The sequence below is a fragment of the Pseudomonas syringae group sp. 243L2 genome, assembly GCF_032587875.1.
Lineage (GTDB): Bacteria > Pseudomonadota > Gammaproteobacteria > Pseudomonadales > Pseudomonadaceae > Aquipseudomonas > Aquipseudomonas amygdali.
Genome location: NZ_JAWHPL010000015.1, coordinates 163,831 through 184,925 on the forward strand (window position 1 = coordinate 163,831; position 21,095 = coordinate 184,925).

22 protein-coding genes are annotated in these 21,095 nt (G+C 58.6%); 7 read left to right on the forward strand and 15 right to left on the reverse strand.

Features of this window, described 5'->3' with window-relative positions:
- Positions 1-221 precede the first annotated feature (221 nt).
- The 5 genes from RYB66_RS08950 to RYB66_RS08970 form a co-directional block, all read right to left on the reverse strand.
- Positions 222-1,562 carry a hemolysin family protein gene (locus RYB66_RS08950; protein ID WP_002555884.1) on the reverse strand — a complete coding sequence of 447 codons (1,341 nt, stop codon included), beginning with the start codon at positions 1,560-1,562 and terminating at the stop codon, positions 222-224.
- Between the two features lie 98 nt (positions 1,563-1,660).
- The gene (gene phoR, locus RYB66_RS08955; protein WP_005744878.1) at positions 1,661-2,983 is read right to left on the reverse strand and encodes a phosphate regulon sensor histidine kinase PhoR; all 1,323 of its coding nucleotides are present in this window, start codon (positions 2,981-2,983) and stop codon (positions 1,661-1,663) included.
- Positions 2,984-3,033: 50 nt separating this feature from the next.
- Positions 3,034-3,723 carry a phosphate regulon transcriptional regulator PhoB gene (gene phoB, locus RYB66_RS08960; RefSeq protein ID WP_002555882.1) on the reverse strand — a complete coding sequence of 230 codons (690 nt, stop codon included), beginning with the start codon at positions 3,721-3,723 and terminating at the stop codon, positions 3,034-3,036.
- A 168-nt stretch (positions 3,724-3,891) separates the two neighbouring features.
- Complete coding sequence (gene ubiA, locus RYB66_RS08965; protein ID WP_005781472.1) at positions 3,892-4,782, reverse strand: 4-hydroxybenzoate octaprenyltransferase; 891 nt, start codon at positions 4,780-4,782, stop codon at positions 3,892-3,894.
- Positions 4,782-5,342 (reverse strand): chorismate--pyruvate lyase family protein, encoded by a 561-nt coding sequence (locus tag RYB66_RS08970; RefSeq protein ID WP_002555880.1) that lies wholly within the window; start codon positions 5,340-5,342, stop codon positions 4,782-4,784. Before RYB66_RS08970 ends, ubiA begins: the two co-directional genes overlap by 1 nt.
- A 186-nt stretch (positions 5,343-5,528) precedes the next feature.
- On the opposite strand from RYB66_RS08970, the gene RYB66_RS08975 reads away from it, so the two are divergent.
- The 5 genes from RYB66_RS08975 (at position 5,529) to RYB66_RS08995 (ending at position 8,587) form a co-directional block, all read left to right on the forward strand.
- A complete protein-coding gene (locus RYB66_RS08975) occupies positions 5,529-5,696 on the forward strand; it encodes a rubredoxin (protein WP_002555879.1) in 168 nt (55 codons plus the stop codon).
- Between the two features lie 37 nt (positions 5,697-5,733).
- Positions 5,734-6,882, forward strand: coding sequence for an NAD(P)/FAD-dependent oxidoreductase (locus RYB66_RS08980; RefSeq protein ID WP_005744875.1), 1,149 nt, complete (start codon positions 5,734-5,736; stop codon positions 6,880-6,882).
- A gap of 190 nt (positions 6,883-7,072) precedes the next feature.
- The gene (locus RYB66_RS08985; protein WP_002555877.1) at positions 7,073-7,348 is read left to right on the forward strand and encodes an HU family DNA-binding protein; all 276 of its coding nucleotides are present in this window, start codon (positions 7,073-7,075) and stop codon (positions 7,346-7,348) included.
- 250 nt (positions 7,349-7,598) lie between these two features.
- Positions 7,599-8,042: a hypothetical protein gene (locus RYB66_RS08990; protein ID WP_005744874.1), complete on the forward strand. Its 444-nt coding sequence runs from the start codon at positions 7,599-7,601 to the stop codon at positions 8,040-8,042.
- Between the two features lie 167 nt (positions 8,043-8,209).
- A complete protein-coding gene (locus RYB66_RS08995; RefSeq protein ID WP_002555875.1) occupies positions 8,210-8,587 on the forward strand; it encodes an SCP2 sterol-binding domain-containing protein in 378 nt (125 codons plus the stop codon).
- Here RYB66_RS08995 and RYB66_RS09000 read toward each other — a convergent pair whose 3' ends face one another.
- The 10 genes from RYB66_RS09000 to RYB66_RS09045 form a co-directional block, all read right to left on the reverse strand.
- Positions 8,588-10,549 carry a DUF4105 domain-containing protein gene (locus tag RYB66_RS09000; RefSeq protein WP_316894260.1) on the reverse strand — a complete coding sequence of 654 codons (1,962 nt, stop codon included), beginning with the start codon at positions 10,547-10,549 and terminating at the stop codon, positions 8,588-8,590.
- The gene (locus RYB66_RS09005) at positions 10,546-10,866 is read right to left on the reverse strand and encodes a DUF2388 domain-containing protein (RefSeq protein ID WP_002555873.1); all 321 of its coding nucleotides are present in this window, start codon (positions 10,864-10,866) and stop codon (positions 10,546-10,548) included. Before RYB66_RS09005 ends, RYB66_RS09000 begins: the two co-directional genes overlap by 4 nt.
- Before the next feature lie 38 nt (positions 10,867-10,904).
- Positions 10,905-11,210, reverse strand: coding sequence for a DUF2388 domain-containing protein (locus tag RYB66_RS09010; protein ID WP_002555872.1), 306 nt, complete (start codon positions 11,208-11,210; stop codon positions 10,905-10,907).
- 86 nt (positions 11,211-11,296) lie between these two features.
- On the reverse strand, positions 11,297-11,614 hold the full coding sequence (locus RYB66_RS09015; RefSeq protein ID WP_002555871.1) for a DUF2388 domain-containing protein: 318 nt from the start codon (positions 11,612-11,614) through the stop codon (positions 11,297-11,299).
- A 310-nt stretch (positions 11,615-11,924) separates the two neighbouring features.
- Positions 11,925-12,140 (reverse strand): DUF1127 domain-containing protein, encoded by a 216-nt coding sequence (locus RYB66_RS09020; protein WP_002555870.1) that lies wholly within the window; start codon positions 12,138-12,140, stop codon positions 11,925-11,927.
- A gap of 320 nt (positions 12,141-12,460) precedes the next feature.
- Complete coding sequence (locus RYB66_RS09025; protein ID WP_029240829.1) at positions 12,461-13,954, reverse strand: acetyl-CoA hydrolase/transferase family protein; 1,494 nt, start codon at positions 13,952-13,954, stop codon at positions 12,461-12,463.
- 180 nt (positions 13,955-14,134) lie between these two features.
- Positions 14,135-15,589, reverse strand: coding sequence for an NAD(P)(+) transhydrogenase (Re/Si-specific) subunit beta (locus tag RYB66_RS09030; protein WP_016980645.1), 1,455 nt, complete (start codon positions 15,587-15,589; stop codon positions 14,135-14,137).
- A complete protein-coding gene (locus tag RYB66_RS09035; RefSeq protein WP_002555867.1) occupies positions 15,586-15,909 on the reverse strand; it encodes an NAD(P) transhydrogenase subunit alpha in 324 nt (107 codons plus the stop codon). Before RYB66_RS09035 ends, RYB66_RS09030 begins: the two co-directional genes overlap by 4 nt.
- Positions 15,910-15,919: 10 nt before the next feature.
- Positions 15,920-17,041, reverse strand: coding sequence for a Re/Si-specific NAD(P)(+) transhydrogenase subunit alpha (locus RYB66_RS09040; RefSeq protein WP_016980644.1), 1,122 nt, complete (start codon positions 17,039-17,041; stop codon positions 15,920-15,922).
- 420 nt (positions 17,042-17,461) lie between these two features.
- The gene (locus RYB66_RS09045) at positions 17,462-18,370 is read right to left on the reverse strand and encodes a LysR family transcriptional regulator (protein WP_005734128.1); all 909 of its coding nucleotides are present in this window, start codon (positions 18,368-18,370) and stop codon (positions 17,462-17,464) included.
- A 155-nt stretch (positions 18,371-18,525) separates the two neighbouring features.
- On the opposite strand from RYB66_RS09045, the gene RYB66_RS09050 reads away from it, so the two are divergent.
- Together RYB66_RS09050 and RYB66_RS09055 are read left to right on the forward strand one after the other, a co-directional pair.
- On the forward strand, positions 18,526-19,707 hold the full coding sequence (locus RYB66_RS09050; RefSeq protein ID WP_004659038.1) for an acyl-CoA dehydrogenase: 1,182 nt from the start codon (positions 18,526-18,528) through the stop codon (positions 19,705-19,707).
- A 9-nt stretch (positions 19,708-19,716) separates the two neighbouring features.
- Positions 19,717-20,940 (forward strand): CaiB/BaiF CoA-transferase family protein, encoded by a 1,224-nt coding sequence (locus tag RYB66_RS09055; protein WP_316894265.1) that lies wholly within the window; start codon positions 19,717-19,719, stop codon positions 20,938-20,940.
- The last annotated feature ends 155 nt before the right edge of the window (positions 20,941-21,095 follow it).

Sequence of the window (21,095 nt, forward strand, 5' to 3'; positions counted from 1 at the left end):
CCAAGGCATTCCCACGCTGGAGCGTGAGGAACGATAGGCGTCCGGTAGAACACCTATCGTGCCCATGCTCCGCGTGGGTATGCAGTTCTGGACGCTCTGCGTCCGTTTTGAGTATGCGGCGCGGCGCGTTACCCAAGGCATTCCCACGCTGGAGCGTGAGGAACGATAGGCGTCCGGTAGAACACCTTGCGTCCGCTCTTGAGCGGGTGGAACTGATCGGGTCAGTCCAGCTTCAGCACCTTGGCGAGTACGATTTTAGGGCCTTTCATCTTCTTGATGATGATGCGCAGGCCTTCGACTTCCATTTGCTCTTCTTCTTCCGGCACGCGCTTGAGTGTGTCGTAGATCAGACCGGCCAGTGTCTCGGCTTCGATGTGGTCCAGATCGATGCCCAGCAGACGCTCGATCTTGAACAACGGTGTATCGCCCCGTACCAGCAGTTTGCCCGGCTGATACGCGAGAATGCCGCGTTCCACCTTGCGATGTTCGTCCTGAATGTCGCCCACCAACACTTCAAGCACGTCCTCCATGGTCAGGTAGCCGACGATCTTGCCGTCGGCTTCCTCGACCACGGCAAAGTGCGCGCCGCCCTTGCGGAACTGCTCCAGCAGCTGCGAAAGCGGCATGTGTCGCGAAACACGCTCCAGCGGGCGGGTCAGTTCAGCCAGGTTGAACGACTCCGGGATGTGGTCCAGCGCCGCCAGTTCCAGCAGCAGGTCCTTGATGTGCAGCAGGCCGACAAACTCGCCACGTTCAGCGTCATACAGCGGATAACGGCTGAATTTGTGGCGGCGGAACAAGGCGAGGATTTCCTTGAGCGGCGCATTGAAGTCCAGCGACACCATGTCTTCGCGGGAGTTGGCCCAGTCGACCACTTCCAGCTCGCCCATTTCGACAGCAGACGCCAGCACGCGCATGCCCTGATCGCTGGGGTCCTGGCCACGGCTGGAGTGCAGAATCAGCTTCAGCTCATCGCGGCTGTAGCTGTGTTCGTGATGCGGACCGGGTTCACCCTGGCCTGCAATGCGCAAAATGGCGTTGGCGCTGGCGTTGAGCAGGTAGATCGCCGGGTACATCAACCAATAGAAGAAGTACAACGGGGCCGCTGTCCACAGCGACAGCAGTTCCGGTTTGCGGATCGCCCAGGATTTGGGGGCCAGCTCGCCGATGACAATGTGCAGGTAGGAAATGATGAAGAACGCAGTGAAAAACGACACGCCCTTGATCAGCTCCGGAGTATCGACGCCCAGCGCTGCGAGCAACGGCTCCAGCAGATGCGCGAACGCCGGTTCACCGACCCAGCCCAGGCCCAGGGAGGCGAGGGTGATACCCAGCTGGCAGGCTGAAAGGTAGGCATCCAGCTGGCCGTGTACCTTGCGCAGAATGTGCCCGCGCCAGCCGTTCTTGTCGGCAATGGCTTCAACCTTGGTCGAGCGCAGTTTGACCATGGCGAATTCTGCCGCAACGAAAAAGCCGTTGAGCAGGACCAGGAACAAAGCAAAAAGAATCATGCCGAAATCGGCGAAGAGTGAAGACAGGTTGAAACTAGGGGAAGGGTCCATGATGGGGTTTTGCAGGGTCCGTATTAACAGAAGAGGGTAATGTCACGCCAGAGAAGACGCTATGAGCCCGGCAATGTAGCGGCTCAAGGCGCGATTGCCTAGTAGTCTGAATCGTCGTGTACGGGTTTGGACAGTTGGCCGCTGGCAAAGTGACAGGTAAAAACACTGCCCTTGCCGGGAACACTGTTGATTTCAAGGTTGCCGCGATGGCGCAGCAGCACATGTTTGACGATGGCCAGACCGAGCCCTGTACCGCCGGTATTCGACGCGCGGCTGGTATCGACCCGGTAGAAACGTTCAGTCAGGCGCGGCAGGTGTTTGGTCTCGATGCCGATCCCCGAATCCTGCACGCTCAGGTGCGCGCCCCGCTCGTCGGCCCACCAGCGGATACGGATGACGCCTTCTGCCGGGGTGTACTTGACGGCATTGAAGATCAGGTTGGAAAACGCGCTGCGCAGCTCGCTTTCGCTGCCCTTGAGGCGCATATCGCTTTCCAGGCTCAGGTGGATCTGCTGGTTCTTGCTGCCCGACAACGCGTTGGCATCGGCGGTGATGGTTTTGAGCAAGGTACTGACCATTACCGGATGATTGTCCGATGGGTAATCGGTAGCCTCGAGCTTGGCCAGCAGCAGCAAGTCGTTGAGCAGCGTCTGCATGCGCCCGCCTTGCTGATGCATCTGTTGCAGCGCCCGCACCCAGCGCGGATTGACCTCGTCCACGTTATCGAGCAGGGTTTCCAGATAACCGAATATCACCGTCAGTGGCGTGCGCAACTCATGAGACACGTTGGCGACGAAGTCTTTGCGCATCTGCTCCAGCTGATGGATGCGCGTCACATCGCGCACCAGCATCAGGTGCTCATTGTTGCCGTAACGGGTAATCAACAACTGAATGCGCAAGCGATCATTGGTCGGTGAGGGAATCTCCAGCGGCTCGCTGTAGTCGCCCAGCGCAAAGTACTCTTTGAAGCGTGGATGCCGGACCAGGTTGGTCACGGGCTGACCACTGTCCTGCGGCGTCTTTAAACCCAGCAGGGTTTCAGCGGCACGGTTCCACCATTCCAGGTTGCCGTCGCTGTCGAGCATGATTACGGCATCGCGCAGGGCGGCGGTGGATTCCTGTACCCGGTCGATGACCGCCTGGAGGCGTCCGCGGACACGCTGATCACGGCGTTGCAGGTGGTAGATGCTGTCGAAGACTTCGCCCCACAGACCATAACCGTCCGGAGGCGGCTCGTCGGCCTTGTGACTGCTCAGCCAGTCATGCAGGCGCAGCAGTTGTTTGAGGGTCCAGGCCAGATACAGGCCCAGTCCGGTGGCCAGGCTCCAGCCATACTGTCCACTGATCAGGCCGACCAACAGGCAGGCGGTGACCAGCAACAACATGTGGCGTATCAAGGTGCCGTGCCAATTTTGATTCAATTAAGGGTAAATCCTTGTCTGGTCACTGCCCTGCGTCGACGCAACGCCTGTCAGCTCTTTGTCGAGAAGCGATAGCCAGTGCCGCGCACGGTTTGTACCAGATTTTCGTACGCATCGCCCAATGCCTTGCGCAGGCGGCGGATGTGCACATCAACCGTACGCTCTTCGACGTAGACGTTGCCGCCCCAGACCTGATCCAGCAACTGGCCACGGGTGTAGGCGCGCTCCTGGTGGGTCATGAAAAATTGCAGCAGACGGTATTCAGTGGGGCCCATTTCAGCCGGTTTGCCGTCGATGGTGACGCGGTGGCTGATCGGGTCGAGCAGCAGACCGCCGACTTCGATAGGTGCTTCGCCATCAGTCGGGCCGGCACGACGCAGCACGGCCTTGAGACGTGCCACCAGCTCGCGGGGCGAGAAGGGCTTGGTGATGTAATCGTCGGCGCCCACTTCCAGGCCCTGGATCTTGTTGTCCTCTTCACCCTTGGCGGTGAGCATGATGATCGGGATGTCCCCGGTCAGTTCATCACGTTTAAGGCGACGGGCCAGTTCGATGCCGGATGTGCCAGGCAGCATCCAGTCGAGCAGAATCAGGTCAGGTTTGCGGTCGACGATAATCGCATGGGCCTGCTGAGAGTTTTCGGCTTCAATACAGTCGTATCCAGCCATTTCCAACGCAACGGCGATCATTTCACGAATAGGCGCTTCGTCGTCAACGATCAGGATGCTCCTGCCAGCCATGCTCGAACCTCTTGTCATTTAACTGTCTTGGGGCGCATTAGATAACGGAATTATTGCAGTCGTGTGACAGGTGTGGTTGAGGCTAGCACGCCGACAGGTTTCGGGAGGTCGGCGGGCCTCGCGATCCTGCGTTTACTTCAGTCGGAAAGAGGCTGGCGGTGGCTGTTTTCAGCGCACCGCATAGTCGGCGACGATACCCAAAAATATCGCCAGCCCGGCCCAGTGGTTGTGCAAAAAAGCCTTGAAGCAGGCGTCCCGCTCGCGCTGACGGGTGCTCCAGAATTCCCAGGCAAAGCATCCTGCTGCTGCCAGCAGGCCTGTGTAGAAGCACGCACCCAATTCAAAACGCGCGCCGGCCAGCATCAGGCAACCCAGCGCCAGACCTTGCAGGGTCAGGATGATCACCCGGTCGGCATCGCCGAACAGTACGGCAGTGGATTTCACGCCGATTTTCAGGTCATCGTCACGATCGACCATTGCGTAATAGGTGTCGTAGCCCACGGTCCATAGCAGGTTGGCGATGTACAGCAGCCAGGCCGCAGCTGGCAGGTCGCCGGTTTCTGCGGTAAATGCCATCGGCATGCCCCACGAAAACGCAGCACCCAGCACCACTTGCGGGTAATAGGTGTAACGCTTCATGAATGGATAGCAGGCAGCCAGCGCCAGACCGCCGAACGACAGCCAGATGGTTGTCGCATTGGTAAACAGCACCAGCACAAAGCTCAGGCCGACCAGCACCGCAAACAGCGCCAGCGCTTCCCGTGAGCTGACTTTGCCACTGACCAGAGGACGCTGCTCGGTGCGTTTGACGTGGCCATCCACCTTGCGGTCGGCGAAGTCATTGATCACGCAGCCTGCCGCGCGCATCAGAAATACGCCCACCACAAAGATGAACACTGTCTTCAGCGACGGCGAGCCCTTGCCTGCAATCCAGACTGCCCACAGGGTTGGCCACAGCAGCAGGTAAATGCCTATGGGCTTGTCGATACGTGTCAGCTGGATAAAGTCCCAGGCGCGGGGGCTAAGACGATTGAGGGATTTGAGAAGGGACAGGTACATCAGACAGGGTCCTTGTCATGGATCGTATTGCACAGAGCGGGCAGGAACACTTCGGCGACCAGCACGCTCAACGCACCACGACTGAATCGCGAGCGGCGTGCCCATAGTCCGCGAGCTGCAACAGCGTCAGGCAGCCAGGCTTCAGGGTAATGACACACTTCAAGGGTGCCGCGCGCGAACGCAGGGTCGCTGAACAGCAACTCACCCAGCGAGCGCGTGCCCAGCTCATCCATATTCAGGCCACCGTCCTGCAAAGCGCTGCGGGCGGCTACACTGCGAGCGAATACCCAGTTGCTGTCATTACCGCACAAGTACACCTCGCGCACCCAGCCTTCGCTGGCAAGTGGCAGGCCCAGCGCCAGACACTCATCACGGCGCAAAGCCTGCCAGCCTTCGAATTGCGGAAATACGCTGAAGCCACCGTCAGACAAACGGTCCAGCCGGCGTGTGAGGGAATCCTGATTGAACAACCAGTCGAGCATTATTGGTTCGGGCGCATCGATCAATTGCTCGCGCTTGAGCCAGATCGGGCTAATGAATGCGGGGGATTGCTGGGTCACGGTAAGCCAGTTCCGGCAGCCAACGAGGCCGCGAGCTTAGCATGATTGCAGGCCCCGACCGACCGCCGGTAGTACGTCAGGTTATAGAATCAGACTTGCATCCGGGCCTGCCGATCAGTACAACGCCCGTTCAGACGGCAATCGACCGTCACACGCTATTTAGCCTGATAAACGAGAGAACCGAACATGAAGAAGTGGCAATGCATCGTCTGTGGCCTGATCTATAACGAAGCCGACGGCTGGCCGGATGACGGGATTGCGCCTGGTACGCTCTGGCAGGATGTGCCGGAAGACTGGCTGTGCCCGGATTGCGGTGTGGGCAAAATGGACTTTGAGATGATCGAAATCGGCTGATAGCAGCCAGCAGAAAAATAATGAATAGGGAAGAACAATGAGCGCACCTGTGGTCATCATCGGCACCGGCCTTGCGGGTTACAACCTCGCCCGAGAGTTTCGCAAACTGGACGCAGACACGCCGCTGCTATTGATCACGGCCGATGATGGGCGGTCCTATTCCAAACCGATGCTTTCCACCGGCTTTGGCAAAAACAAGGAAGCCGACGGGTTGAGCATGGCCGAGCCCGGTGCAATGGCCGATCAGCTCAAGGCTGAAATTCGCACGCATACGCGGATCAGCGGGATCGACCCGGGTCACAAGCGTCTGTGGATCGGTGAAGAAGCGGTTCACTACCGCGATCTGGTGCTGGCCTGGGGGGCTGAAACCATCCGCGTACCGGTGGAAGGTGATGCAGGCGATGCGATTTTCCCGATCAACGACCTTCAGGACTACGCCCGTTTTCGAGCGGCTGCGGCGGGAAAGCGTCGGGTTCTGATTCTGGGGGCCGGGCTTATTGGCTGCGAGTTTGCCAACGATCTGATTCTGGGCGGTTATGAAGTGGATCTGGTCGCGCCGTGCGAGCAGGTCATGCCAACCCTGTTACCACCTGCCGCTGCGGCTGCGGTAAAGACCGGCCTTGAAAGCCTGGGTGCACGTTTCCACCTGGGCCCGGTGCTGACCCGCCTGAATCGCAGTGGTGACGGCCTGCAAGCACATTTGTCGGACGGGCAGGTGATGGACTGCGACCTGGTGGTTTCGGCCATTGGTCTGCGCCCACGCATCGATCTGGCCGCTGCCGCGGGCTTGCAGACGGGGCGCGGTATTCTGGTGGATCGCCAGTTGCAGACCTCCCACGCCAACATCCATGCGTTGGGTGACTGCGCTGAAGTCGATGGCCTCAACCTGCTCTATGTCATGCCGTTGATGAGCTGCGCTCGGGCGTTGGCCCAGACGCTGGCCGGAACGCCAATGGCCGTAAAATATGGCCCCATGCCGATCACCGTAAAGACGCCAGCCTGCCCGCTGGTGGTTTCGCCGCCACCGCGTGGCACCGACGGCCGCTGGAGTGTCGAAGGGCAGGGGGCTGATATCAAGGCGCTGTGTCATGACGCAGATGGCAACCTGCTGGGCTATGCGCTGACCGGTGCGGCAGTTATGGAAAAACTCGCACTGAACAAGGTTTTGCCTGCGTTATTGGCATAATTTCGCGTCATTTTGTCGGATAGACCACGTATTTTTGTCAATAAACCCCGCCTGCGCACTGGCGCGGGCTGGTTCGGCATGCCATCCTCGGTCTTGTCTGCCGCTACGTAGAGCCGTCGCGGCGCCTTGTTGCCGTTTTTTACAAAGCGGCGCGGGACATAAAAACAAAAAACCGTAAAAGAGGCTTCATATGCGTAAACCAGAAGTTGCAGCCGCCATTGCTGAAAAGGCGGATCTCACCAAAGAACAATCCAATCGTGTTCTCAATGCCATCCTTGAAGAGATTACTGGCGCACTGCACCGTAAGGACAGTGTCACGCTGGTAGGCTTCGGTACTTTTCTGCAACGCCATCGCGGTGCCCGGACTGGCAAGAACCCACAGACCGGGGAGCCGGTTAAAATCAAGGCAAGCAACACAGTGGCCTTCAAACCGGGGAAAGCCCTGAAAGACAGCGTCAACCCTTGACGCCCTGTTGTGCGCCTCGGCGGGAGGCGGGCAACTCACAGGCGGGCATACCAATCAGACTGGGTGCCCGCTTTTTGTTTGTGTCGTTTGTACCGCCGATGATTCGTAGAAACGCTCAGTGAGAATTGTCCTACTCAATTTCGTATGAATGCCTTCTCAAACCCCGGCTTTGCCTGACTTTTTCTTATTGCTGATTCCCTTAGAGTCCCGCCCCTGCTGCACTCCTTCAATTACTCTTGGGAAATCTCGAATGAAAAAGCTATGGAAGTTTGCTGCTGTTGCAACTCTGATCGCCGCTACCAGCGGCTGCGTGAGCTACAACGTCAGCCAGCCAAGCGCACCGCTGGAAGGCACGGTCAAAACCGACCTGAAGGCGGACGTCAAGGTAGGCGGTACCATCAGCGGCGAGTCCTCCACCAATGTGTTGTTCAATTTCCTGAGTTTCGGCGGCGATAACGAGTTCGCCGATGGCGTGACCTACGGTGGTGCAAGTGGCGGTGGCGGCCTGGGTCTGGCGCTGCCTGATCCTGTCTCGACGACCAAAGCGGCAGCCGCCTTCAAGGCGGTTAAATCCTCCGGTGCCGATCTGATCGTCGCGCCGCGTTACGAAGTCAGCATCAAGGACTACTTCATCTTCAAGAAGGTCGATGTGAAGGTCACCGGCAGCAAAGGCAACATCAACAGCATTCGTTAATGCTGTCGTGATGCTGCTTCCCACGCGAAGCAGCATCCTCGCGTTCAACAAGTGTTTTGTTCCGATCTCCCTCGAAATTCATCTTGTCCTACAGGTTTTGGGCCGATAAACCGCTACACTGCCACGCCGATCCCGATCACCGGATTCAGTGCGTACAGAGGCCGAGCATGAAGTTTCGTTTTCTATTGTGGATGCTGGGCCTGCTGATGGCCCGCGCCAGTCGTAATAACCCCGCCTTCCAGCAGCAGTTGGCTGGCAAGGACCTGACATTTCAGTTACAGACCGCAGATGGCAAAATCGCGCGTCACTTCGTGGTGCACGATCAGCGCATTCGCAGTGCCAGCGGTGTGGTTGCAGAGCCAGCCTTTGCCATCTCGTTTCGCGATGCAGCCTTTGGCTTTGACACCCTCCAGGCGAAGAACAAGCAGCTGGCGTTCATGAAGGGCATTCAGGACAAGGATATTCAGATCAAGGGCAACCCGGCCCTGGTGATCTGGTTCCAGGGCCTGGTCAAATACCTCAAGCCGAAAAAGAAAGCTGCCTGATCACGGCAGTTGCAGCCCGCCTGCCGCCTTATGCAGCGCCCTAAGGTGCTCGGACACCTGTTTGAGGTTGGCTTCGTTGGCTGCAATTTCCTTGGCGCGGTCTGGCTCCAGCAGGGCGCGCACTTCCTTGTCGAGATCGCCGGTCAGACGCTTGAGTTGTTTCTGGCGTTGACTGCTTTCTGCTTCAAGCCGCTGCCATTCTCCCGCCTGTGGCAAACCGTACCCGCCGCTGCCGAGCAGCTCGGCTGGCCGGCTGAGAAAGCCACTGCTGGCGAGGATCTCCTGTAGCGTTTTGGTGGCATTGGAGACCTTGCCGTCTTTCACTTCGCGTGCACCGAGATAGCTCTGCTTCACTTCGTCCTGGGCCAATAGCAGTTGCCTGCGCAGGCTTGCCTGCTCCAGCAGCAGAATCGCAGCACTGGTACGCAGATCGGCCTTAGCGAACCACTGGCTGCGCTCACTGGCTGGCAGGGCCATCCATTCTTCCACGGTGTTCTGCTTGATCGGCAGGTGCTTCTTCAAAACCTCGAACATGGCCTGATAGCGGTCACGGTAGGAATCGAACCGGTAGCCCAGACGCAATGCTTCTCTTGGGTCGTCCAGCACACTGGTATCGGCCAGCCCTCGGCCTTTGAGGACTTCAAGCAGGCCGTTGGGCAAAATGCTGTCCAGGCCGACGAGCTTGGGATTGTGCGTACCGGCGCGCAGCAACTTGAGGTTTTCAACGGCGCAGTTGTTCGAGAGGAAGTAGTAATTGCCGTCGTAGCTCCAGTGCATCTCGGCAGCGTGCTGAACCAGACCTTCGATTTCCGGACGCGACAGCTTGATTGGCACGGAGGCCAGGCTGCGCAGTTCGGTCTTGGTGTATTCATCGATGACCTGCGCCAGCGGCAAGACGAACAGCCGTGACGGGTAGGCACCCATCAGGCCGTCCCAGCTCGATAGCTGTACATCGCCGACGAATGCCCGATAAGACAGCACCAGATGCTGGTCAAGGTCCAGGCGGCAGTCCGGCCCGCGAGGACGACCAGGTTTGCAGATCACCAGGCGCAACATGCTGTGGCCCCAGCGGCTCGCCCAGTTCTGATTCGCCTCGGCGAGCAGATAATCCACCGCGTAGACCCGCTCGGGGTCCAGCTTGCCCAGCGGCTCACGGCCGAAGTCGCTGCCGGCATTCAGATAAGGGTAGTACGTGGGGCATTTATCCCGTGCTGCGGGTGCCCAGCCAAAGCGCTCTTTGTAATACGCATACAGCGCCGGGCGACGACAGGCGTAGGCCGGGTCGAGGAGGAAATACTCCATGTTCACGGCCACGAATTCCAGCGGGCTGGTGGTTTCGTAGATGTCCGGGCTGCGGGCGACCTGGCCGTTATGTTCCTCGCGTTCACCGCGGCGTCCGACGTATTGCTGCCAGCCCGCCAGGTCCAGCAGGCGAGGGTCGTCACTCAGGGTAAAGCGGCGCTCGGTCTGGCCGCGGCAGTCGTCAGGCAGACCTACCTTGCCCAGTGAACTGCTACGTGATGTGCAGCGAAAAATCGCCGCTCGCTCGCTGGGCGACCACAGGCGGGCGCGGTCGTAGACGTGGGTCAGCTCATGCAGGACGGTGGCGAGCAACTCCTGGCGCACCGTTCCGTGTGGACGGCCTGTCTGGGCGGTGGCTGCCGAACCGTCGGTCAACGAGGCCAGCAAGTGGCTGTTGAGGTATAGCTGATAAGGGCCCGCCGCCTGACCGTAGGCGTTTTGCGGCATGTCGCTGGACCAGCTTACCTCGACGGTTCGGTCCAGTGCTTCGACGAAGCTGGGCGGCAGCGCGTGCATGGCTTCGTCGAGCAGCGTCTGGCTGGCTTGCTGTTGCGGCGCATCGAGGCCGTCCGTGTGCAGTTCCAGCTTCAGGCTGGCAAAGGCATGCGTCCCGACCAGCGACAGCGCGCCAGCAAGCAGCCAGGCGCGAAATCGCCTCACAATGCGAGGATTGCTTCAGCCAGGGTCTGATCGCTTGCGCCGCGCGCTTCCGGTACGCGGGTACGCAGCGTATCGAAGGCTGCATCCAGCTGGGCACCGTGGATGTCACCGCCGCTGGCAACGTAACTGGCGGCGTCGTCCTTGGCCTGGAGCACGACTTTGGAGTCTCGAATTGATGTGGTGGTGTCCGAGGTGAAATCAATGGTACGGCCAAACGCGCGAACGATGATGTTGCTCGTGGCTACAACGGTCTGAGCCTGGGCAAAATCGGCCAGCAATAGCAGGCCAAGGGAAGCAGCAATCAGCGGGGTACGCATGTAGTGACGTCTCCAGTTACGCAAAGAGGGGAAAGTGGCTATTGGACGAGGATTGCCTGCGCCAGTTCAAGGTCGCTGGCACGAAGTTTTGCATCTGCCTGACGCAGGGCGTGCAGCGCGGCCTCAAGCCGGGCACAGCGTATATCTCCGTCGCTGGCGATGAACGCAGCAGCGTCGTCTCTGGCAGCCATCATGAGTTTGTTATCGAAAGGTGCTGTTGTGACCTGACTGGTTGCATAGCCGGTCTTGACCAGACCCTGCGTGGTCGTATCGAACGCTTGAACCTGACTGATACACATCAGGCTGGCAACGGGTGCGATAAACAGAAGGTGCAGTAAGCGCATGACTTTCACGAACCGGCAAAACAGGTAGCAAGGCTAGCGCAATGCTCTGGCCAGAGCTACCCCGGCACATGGCCGGGGCACAACGGTCAGATGGCCAGAATGGCCTGAGCCAGTTGGCTGTCGGTCGCTTGCAGTTCAGGCAGAACCTGGCGGATGTGTTGCAGCGCACCTTCGAGACGAGCGCTACGGATGTCGCCGGAGCTGGCCACGAAGCTGGCGGCATCGTCTCGGGCGGCCAGAACGATCTTGTCGTCTTTCAGAGAGGAGGAAATGTTGGACGTGGCACGTGTCGATGCATTGACTGCATCGACCACTGCGTCAGTGGTCACAATAAAGCTAGAGGCGTTGGCACCTGCAGCAGCAGTCAACAGGAAGGCAGCGCCGAGGGTACGTAGCAGAGACATGATCGAGTTCCATTGTGGTCAAAAGGGCACAGGCTGCCTGCGAGGCCGAAGGGCCGAGGTAGAGCGCTAGACTATCCCACTGATAGCGCGCTTGTCATGGCAGTCGATGGCTGCAGCTTGCACAGTTTGCATTATTTGGTAACTGTACCTGACGTTTTTGATTTATCTGAAACTGTGCTGTTATTGGCAATCTGTTAAGTACCTGTCCGAAAACGACAAAACCCGTCTCGGTTGCCTGAGACGGGTTTTGTATGAAGCAATTCGGGTTGCTGGCGAGAGACTTTAAGGTCTGGGACCAGCGAGCGCTGATTTAGCGCCAGAACGGCTTGCTCAGCTCTTCGTAACGCTGGGATTCGCTGATACCGGCGTCAGCCAGCAGGCGTGCATCCAGACGAGCCAGTTGATGGCGGCTGGACAGGCGACGCTGCCAGAGCATCAGGTTGGCGAATACACGCAGAGGCAAAGAAGCTTTTGCAGTGGTAACGGTGCTTTCGCTGAACAGATCGGAACTGATTGTACGTTCCATGGTGTGACTTCCTTCCGCTTGTGGCGGGATAAGTGAGTTGCTTGACTGGTGCCCATTTTCCTCGCACGCGTCCAGCTTCCATAGACACAGTTCACTTGTATTGTGAGGGTTCAGTTAACTGTGATTGGGCACTGTTTTGTTCATAAATGGGGCAACTGTACCGGTCAGCACCATATGAGTGCATTTTGTGGTCGATTATGGTGATTTTGGCGATTTGAGGCAGTTTTATGACCGGTACAGCAGTACAGTTTTTCAAGAAGCTGTTGAGTACGAGCAGGAAGTGAGTCGGGAAAGGTCTCGTTCACTTCCAACTGTCCTGTTCAGCCCGGCAGCATGCGCCCGGTTTCTTCCAGGTTGATGTGCCAACTCAGTGCTTCGCGCAGGATGTGCGGGGTATGGCCGCCCAGCACGCAAGCGGCATTGAAATAGGCGTTCAGCGCGTCGCGGTAATCCGGGTGTACGCAGTTGTCGATGATGACCCGCGCACGTTCGCGAGGGGCCAGGCCGCGCAGATCTGCCAGGCCCTGCTCGGTGACCAGAACGTCAACGTCATGCTCGGTGTGGTCGACATGGCTGACCATCGGCACAACGCTGGAAATCGCGCCGGCCTTGGCAATCGACTTGGTGACGAATATCGCCAGGTGCGCATTGCGCGAGAAATCCCCCGAGCCGCCAATGCCATTCATCATGCGCGTCCCGCACACGTGGGTAGAATTCACGTTGCCGTACAGGTCGAATTCCAGCGCAGTGTTGATGCCGATGATGCCCAGGCGGCGGATAACCTCGGGGTGATTGGAGATCTCCTGGGGACGCAGTACCAGCCTGGACTTGTAGCGATTGAAATCGGCAAAGACTTCCGCGTGTTTGGTCGCCGACAACGTCATGGAACTGCCTGAAGCAAAGGTCAGTTTGCCCGCGTCGAACAGATCGAATGTCGAGTCCTGCAGCACTTCGGAGTACATCGTCAGGTCCGTGAAGGGAGACGCCAGCAGGCCGTGCATCACGGCGTTGGCGATATTGCCGATACCCGCCTGTAGTGGCATCAGCTTGTCGGTAAGTCGGTCTTCGCGCACTTCCTTCTTGAAAAACTCCACCAGATGATTGGCGATGGCCTGCGTGTCGGCGTCAGGTGGCGTGACGGTGGACGGTGAATCTGGCTGGTTGCTGATGACAATACCGACGATCTTCGCCGGGTCGATCTTCACTGCATGACTACCGATGCGCGAGTCTGCTTCCAGCACCGGAATCGGCAGGCGTGTCGGCCGGTAGCTGGGTATATAGATGTCGTGCAGACCTTCCAGCTCCAGCGGCTGCGACAGGTTGATTTCCACGATCACCTGCTTGGCCAGAATCGCGAAGCTGGCCGAGTTGCCGACAGAGGTACTGAGCACCAGATGGCCTTCCTCGGTGATCGCAACGCATTCGATCACCGCCAGGTCCACCGCCTTGATCTGCCGATTGCGCAGCATCTCGACGGTATCGGACAAGTGCTGATCGATGAACATCACCGTGCCGTTGTTGATTGCCTTGCGCAGTGTGCTGTCGACCTGAAAGGGCATGCGCCGGGACAGCACGCCGGACTCGGTCAGTTGCTTGTCCAGATCATTGCCCAGGCTGGCACCGGTCATCAGGCTGATTTTCAGCGGTGTCACTTTGGCGCGCTCGGCCAGCGCATGGGGCACGGCCTTGGCTTCGCCTGCACGGGTGAAGCCACTCATGCCGACGGTCATGCCGTCTTCAATCAAGGCGGCAGCGTCGGCTGCGCTCATAACCTTGCTCATCAGGGAGGGCAGGCGGATACGGTCACGGTACATGGATTCTGTCTCGTAGATAGAAGCGAGCGACAAGTCTAGAGCGTTGAACGAGGTTCGTCCTGCTACCAAGGTCGCATTTGAGGGCTCTAATTGGCGGCTTTCAGCGCAAAACACTGTTACGCAGAATGTAAAAAGCCCCGGTCGCCAAGCGAGCCGGGGCTTTAATGTGGCTGGGTCAGGCTAGGCGTTTTCGACGGCCTTCACCATGTCCTCGATCACCTTTTTGGCGTCTCCGAATACCATCATGGTTTTATCCAGATAGAACAGTTCGTTATCCAGACCTGCGTAACCACTGGCCATCGAGCGTTTGTTGACGATGATGGTTTTGGCCTTGAATGCCTCCAGAATCGGCATCCCGGCAATGGGCGATTTCGGATCGTTCTTGGCGGCCGGGTTGACCACGTCGTTGGCGCCGAGCACCAGTACCACGTCGGCCTGACCGAACTCGGAGTTGATGTCGTCCATCTCGAACACCTGATCGTAAGGCACCTCGGCTTCGGCCAGCAGTACGTTCATGTGCCCCGGCATGCGCCCGGCCACCGGGTGAATGGCGTACTTCACCGTGACACCACGGTGCACCAGCTTCTCCGTCAGTTCCTTGAGTGCATGCTGCGCGCGCGCGACTGCCAGCCCGTAACCCGGCACGATGATCACGGTGTCGGCGTTGGTCAGCAGGAAGGTGGCATCGTCTGCCGAGCCGGATTTCACCGGGCGGGCTTCCTTGCTACCTGCCGGCCCTGCCGAATCCGTTGCGCCGCCGAAGCCACCGCCGATCACATTGAAGAACGAGCGGTTCATCGCCTTGCACATGATGTAAGACAGGATCGCGCCCGAAGAACCGACCAGCGAGCCCGCGATAATCAGCATCGAGTTGTTCAGCGAAAAGCCGATCCCAGCCGCTGCCCAGCCTGAATAGCTGTTGAGCATCGAGACCACCACCGGCATGTCTGCACCGCCAATCGGGATGATCAACAGCACACCGATCACGAACGCCAGCGCGAGCATGATCGCAAAGGCAGTAAGGCTACCGGTGAACATGAAGGTCAGACCAAAGAACAGTGTGGCCAGACCAAGCACCAGGTTGAGCTTGTGCTGTCCGGCAAACTGTACTGGTGCACCTTGAAACAGCCGGAATTTGTACTTGCCCGACAGCTTGCCAAAGGCGATTACCGAGCCGGAAAAGGTGATCGCGCCGATGGCTGCTCCGAGGAACAGCTCAAGACGATTGCCCGCGGGGATGGGATCGCCCAGATGACCAACGATGCCCAGTGACTGAGGCTCTACTACGGCCGCGATGGCGATGAATACCGCTGCCAGGCCGATCATGCTGTGCATGAACGCGACCAGCTCAGGCATTTTGGTCATTTCAACCCGCTTGGCCATGATCGAGCCAGCGGTCCCGCCCACCAGCAGGCCGACCACAATGTAGCCAATGCCCGCACTGGTACCTTCAGCGGTAGACAGCGCAGCCAGTTTGAACACCAGCCCGATTGTCGTGATGACCGCCAGACCCATACCGAGCATGCCGAACAGATTGCCGCGGCGTGAGGTGGTGGGGTGTGACAAGCCTTTGAGTGCCTGGATAAAGCAGATCGACGCGATCAGATACAGCAGGGTGACCAGATTCATGCTCATGACTTCGGCGCCTCATCCTTTGCCTTGGGGGCCTTTTTCCTGAACATCTCCAGCATCCGCCGAGTGACCAGAAAGCCGCCAAACACATTCACCGCTGCCAGTGCGACAGCCAGCGTGCCCATGGTTTTGCCCAGCGGCGTCACCGTGAGTGCGGCGGCGAGCATGGCGCCAACGATGACGATGGCCGAGATAGCATTGGTGACGGCCATGAGCGGCGTATGCAGCGCGGGCGTGACGTTCCAGACCACGTGGTAGCCGACATAGATTGCCAGTACGAAAATGATCAGGTTGTAGACGCCGGGGGAAATCAGCTCTTCCATTGGTGTGTCCTCAGCCGTTCTTGCGCACGACTTGCCCGTCGCGGCACATCAGGCATGCGGCGACGATGTCGTCTTCGAGGTTGATCGAGAATGTGCCGTCCTTGTCGAACAGCAGCTTCATGAAGTCCAGCAGGTTGCGGGCATAGAGCGCAGAAGCATCGGCTGCGACCAGCGCTGGCAGGTTGGTGTGGCCGACGATGGTCACTCCGTGCTCGACGACGACTTGATCTGCCACAGTCAGCGGGCAATTGCCGCCTTGTGCAGCGGCCAGGTCGATCACTACCGAACCGGGCTTCATCTGCGCCACGGTTTCGGCGCTGAGCAGCACCGGTGCCTTGCGGCCGGGGATCAGGGCGGTAGTAATGACGATGTCCGCCAGCCTGGCCCGCTCGTGAACGGCTGCGGCCTGGCGTTGCATCCAGCTGGCAGGCATCGGGCGGGCGTAACCGCCAACGCCTTCGGCGCATTCGCGCTCTTCGTCGGTCTCGTAGGGCACATCAATGAACTTGGCACCCAGCGACTCGATCTGCTCCTTCACTGCCGGACGCACATCCGACGCCTCAACCACTGCACCCAGCCGTTTGGCGGTGGCAATGGCCTGCAGACCGGCAACGCCTGCGCCCAGGATCAGCACCCGTGCGGCTTTGACAGTGCCGGCAGCGGTCATCAGCATGGGCATGAAGCGCGGGTAGTGGTGGGCGGCAAGCAGCACGGCCTTATAGCCCGCGATATTGGCCTGCGAAGACAGCACATCAAGGCTCTGCGCGCGGGAAGTGCGCGGCGCGGCTTCCAGGGCGAACGCGGTGATGCCCTGTGCGGCCATCTTGCCGATGAGTTCATTGTTGAAGGGGTTGAGCATGCCGATGACCACCGAGCCGCTCTTGATCAGGCTCAGCTCATTGTCGTCGGGCGCTACAACCTTGAGGATTAACTCGCCCGCAAACGCTTCGTTCGCGCTCCCAATCACAGCGCCTGCAGCTTCGTAAGCGCTGTCCGGAACGCTGGCGTGAATGCCCGCGCCGCTCTGCACAGTAATCCTGTGCCCTTGGCTGATCAGCTTTTTGATGGTTTCCGGGGTAGCAGCTACCCGGGTTTCGCCCGCTTGCGTTTCGAGAGGAACACCAATGTGCACGACAAATCTCCTGCGCGATTTTTTATCGTTCGTGTGTAGGCCAGTGCACTACGGCTGGTGCATCTGGCATGGCCAGGCAGCACGCCCCTTTGCAGCAGGGGCGGGGCATTTTGCAGGCGAAGTTTGCGGGCTTCAATACATTCTGTAACGAAACTATAGATGAACTACAAGTCACACTGTGACCTATTGTCGCAGTAATTGGACGCAGACCATTACCTGTATGGGTTTTGGCGCTATTCCGTACAAAAAAGGTGATTAATATTTTTTTGCTCGAAAATATCGCACTCAAGCCAAAATAAGGCAAAAGACCTTGTAAATATTAGGGGTAAGCCTTTTTTTGCGGCGAGCGAGAAGTTGTTTTAACGCGACATAAGGTTATATCTGTAGGTGTTATCTTCCGTTGACTACCTGAAATGCTGCTCAGATCTGCTCTTGGGGCAGCTGGTAATTCCGGGCCTGAGCGACCAGCCAGTCGCGAAATGCGCTGAGTGATGCCGACTCCACTTTCCGTTCGGGAATCATCAGGTGGTAGGCCTTGCTGCCGGGCAGCGAACAGACGTTGGCAATCACCAGGCGCTTTTCATGCAGTTCGCGCTGAATAAGGAAGGGCGGGATCAGTGCCACACCCATGTCGTGCATGGCTGCCTGCGCGAGCATCGAAAACAGCTCGTAGCGAGGGCCGGTCATATCGCGGGCCACATCCATGCCCTGCGCGTTGAACCATTGGCGCCACGCATAGGGGCGCGTGGTTTGTTGAAGCAATGGCAGCTCGGCGACCTCGCTTGCTTGCAGATGGTCTCGCCCGTTCAGGAAGGAGGGGCTGCAGACCGGCATGGAGTTTTCACCCATCAGCCGATGCGACTGGGTGCCGGACCAGTCGGCGTCGCCGAAATAGATAGCAGCATCGAAGTCAGTGTCAGCAAACAGAAAAGGGCGCGTGCGGTTGGTCAGGTGAACCGTGACATCGGGGTGCTTGTGCTGGAAGTCCTTAAGGCGTGGCAACAGCCATTGGGTGCCGAACGTCGGCACCACGGCGAGCTCGATGGCGTTGGCGCCTTGTTGGCCCATGACCGACAGGGTGTCGCGCTCGACTGCGTCCAGTTGCTGGGCCACGCGGCGGCTATAGGAAAGCCCTGCCTCCGTGAGCTTCACACCCCGTCGAGAGCGCCGGAACAGCTCAACGCCGAGAAACTCCTCAAGCCCGCCAATCTGTCGGCACACCGCGCCTTGTGTCAGGGACAGCTCGTGAGCGGCCTTGGTAAAGCTTTCGTGTCGGGCAGCTGCTTCGAAACTGACCAGTGCACTGGTGCTGGGTATTTTGCGTCTCATATCCTTTCTTCTCACTGGTCTTTTTGTTATGCGGGCCTGATGCGGCTCTTGGAGTGAGAAATTAGCACAAGAGGTTGATAAAACCTCGTTTGTCGCCGGGTGACACCAGGACTAGGATCGTTACAGGATTTTTCAGCTGAACGTGAGGAACAGGCATGAGCGGTAAAGCAAGTTTTAACTGGATCGACCCATTGCTGCTGGATCAACAGCTTACTGAAGAAGAGCGCATGGTTCGCGACACTGCCGAGCAGTTCGCCCAGAGCAAGCTGGCCCCGCGCGTGCTTGAAGCCTTCCGTCACGAGAAAACCGACCCGGCCATCTTTCGCGAGATGGGCGAAGTGGGGTTGCTGGGTGCAACGATTCCGGAAGCGTTTGGCGGCAGTGGCCTGAATTACGTCTGTTATGGGCTGATCGCCCGTGAAGTCGAGCGTATCGATTCCGGCTATCGATCAATGATGAGTGTGCAGTCCTCGCTGGTCATGGTGCCAATCAATGAATTCGGTACGCAGGCCCAGAAAGAGAAATACCTGCCCAAGCTGGCCTCGGGCGAATGGATTGGCTGCTTCGGCCTGACCGAGCCCAACCATGGTTCAGACCCAGGGGCGATGATCACTCGTGCCCGGAGTGTCGAGGGTGGTTATCGCCTGAGCGGCAGCAAGATGTGGATTACCAACAGCCCGATCGCGGATGTGTTTGTGGTGTGGGCCAAGGACGATGCCGGCGATATACGCGGTTTCGTTCTCGAAAAAGGCTGGGCAGGTCTGAGCGCCCCGGCTATTCATGGCAAGGTCGGTCTGCGTGCGTCGATCACTGGCGAGATCGTCATGGATAACGTGTTCGTGCCTGAAGAAAACATCTTCCCGGACGTGCGCGGTCTGAAAGGTCCGTTCACCTGTCTCAATTCTGCGCGCTACGGTATTTCCTGGGGCGCGCTGGGTGCGGCGGAGTTCTGCTGGCACACCGCGCGGCAATACACCCTCGACCGCCAACAGTTTGGGCGTCCGCTGGCGGCCAATCAGCTGATACAGAAAAAGCTGGCGGACATGCAGACTGAAATCACTCTGGCGCTGCAAGGCTGCCTGCGTTTGGGGCGCATGAAAGACGAAGGTACGGCTGCCGTAGAGATTACCTCGATCATGAAGCGCAACTCCTGTGGCAAGTCGCTGGATATCGCGCGCATGGCTCGCGACATGCTGGGCGGTAACGGTATCTCGGACGAGTTCGGCATCGCCAGGCATCTGGTCAATCTGGAAGTAGTGAATACCTATGAAGGTACGCACGATGTGCACGCGTTGATTCTGGGGCGTGCGCAGACCGGCATTCAGGCCTTCTATTAAGGAGGGCTGATCATGGGGGCGCTTTCACATATCCGGGTGCTCGACTTGTCCAGGGTCCTGGCCGGGCCTTGGGCCGGGCAGATCCTTGCTGACCTGGGGGCTGACGTCATCAAGGTCGAGCGACCAGGATGTGGCGATGACACTCGTTCGTGGGGTCCGCCATTTCTTCAGGACGCGGCCGGGCAGAACACCACCGAGGCGGCTTACTACCTGTCGGCCAATCGTAACAAGCAGTCAATCACCATCGACTTCACGCGGCCGGAAGGGCAGAGGCTGGTACGGGAGCTGGCGGCGAAGTCGGATATTGTCATCGAGAACTTCAAGGTCGGTGGGTTAGCGTCTTATGGGCTGGATTACGAATCGCTCAAGGCTGTTAATCCACGTCTGATCTATTGCTCCATTACCGGTTTCGGTCAGAGCGGGCCGTATGCGACGCGTCCGGGTTACGATTTCATGATCCAGGCACTTGGCGGCCTGATGAGTCTAACCGGTCTGCCGGACGGTGAGGAGGGCGCGGGCCCGGCGAAGGTTGGCGTTGCGCTGACCGACATCCTGACAGGTCTGTATTCGACAACGGCCATTCTCGCCGCCCTTGCTCATCGCGATCAAAGCGATACAGGGCAATACATTGATATGGCGCTGCTCGATGTGCAGGTGGCGTGTCTGGCCAATCAGGCCATGAACTACCTGACCACGGGCGTTGCGCCCAGGCGCTTGGGAAATGCTCATCCCAATATAGTGCCGTATCAGGCTTTTCCTACTGCCGATGGCGACCTGATCCTGACAGTGGGCAATGACAGCCAGTTCAGAAGGTTTGCCGAAGTGGCGGGGCAGCCACAGTGGGCTGATGATTCGCGCTTTCTGACCAACAAGCTGCGCGTGGCTCATCGTACCGAACTGATTCCATTGATTCGCCAGGCTACGGTGTTCAAGACCACTGTTCAGTGGGTTGACGAGCTTGAAGCGGCTGGCGTGCCGTGCGGCCCGGTCAATGACCTTGCTCAAGTGTTTGCGGATCCACAGGTTATGGCGCGGGGGCTTGCTATAGAGATGCCGCACGCGTTGGGCGGGCGCGTTCCGCAGGTCGCCAGCCCGATCAGGCTATCGGAAACGCCAGTCGAATATAGAAGGGCGCCTCCTTTGTTGGGCGAGCACACGGCGCAAGTGCTTCAAGAGCTATTAGGGCTTGAGGGTGAAGAGGTTGCAGCGCTGCGCAAGTCTGGGGTCTTGTAGCTATATAGAAGAAAGCGTTTGCGAAGGGCTTTTCTATATAGCTACAGGGCCTTAATGGCTAATTTCGATGTTTTTGAAATTAACGGTTGACGCCCTCTGTGATCTGTCTATAATTCGCCCCACTTCCGGCGCAGACGGAAACGAAAAAGCCTTGT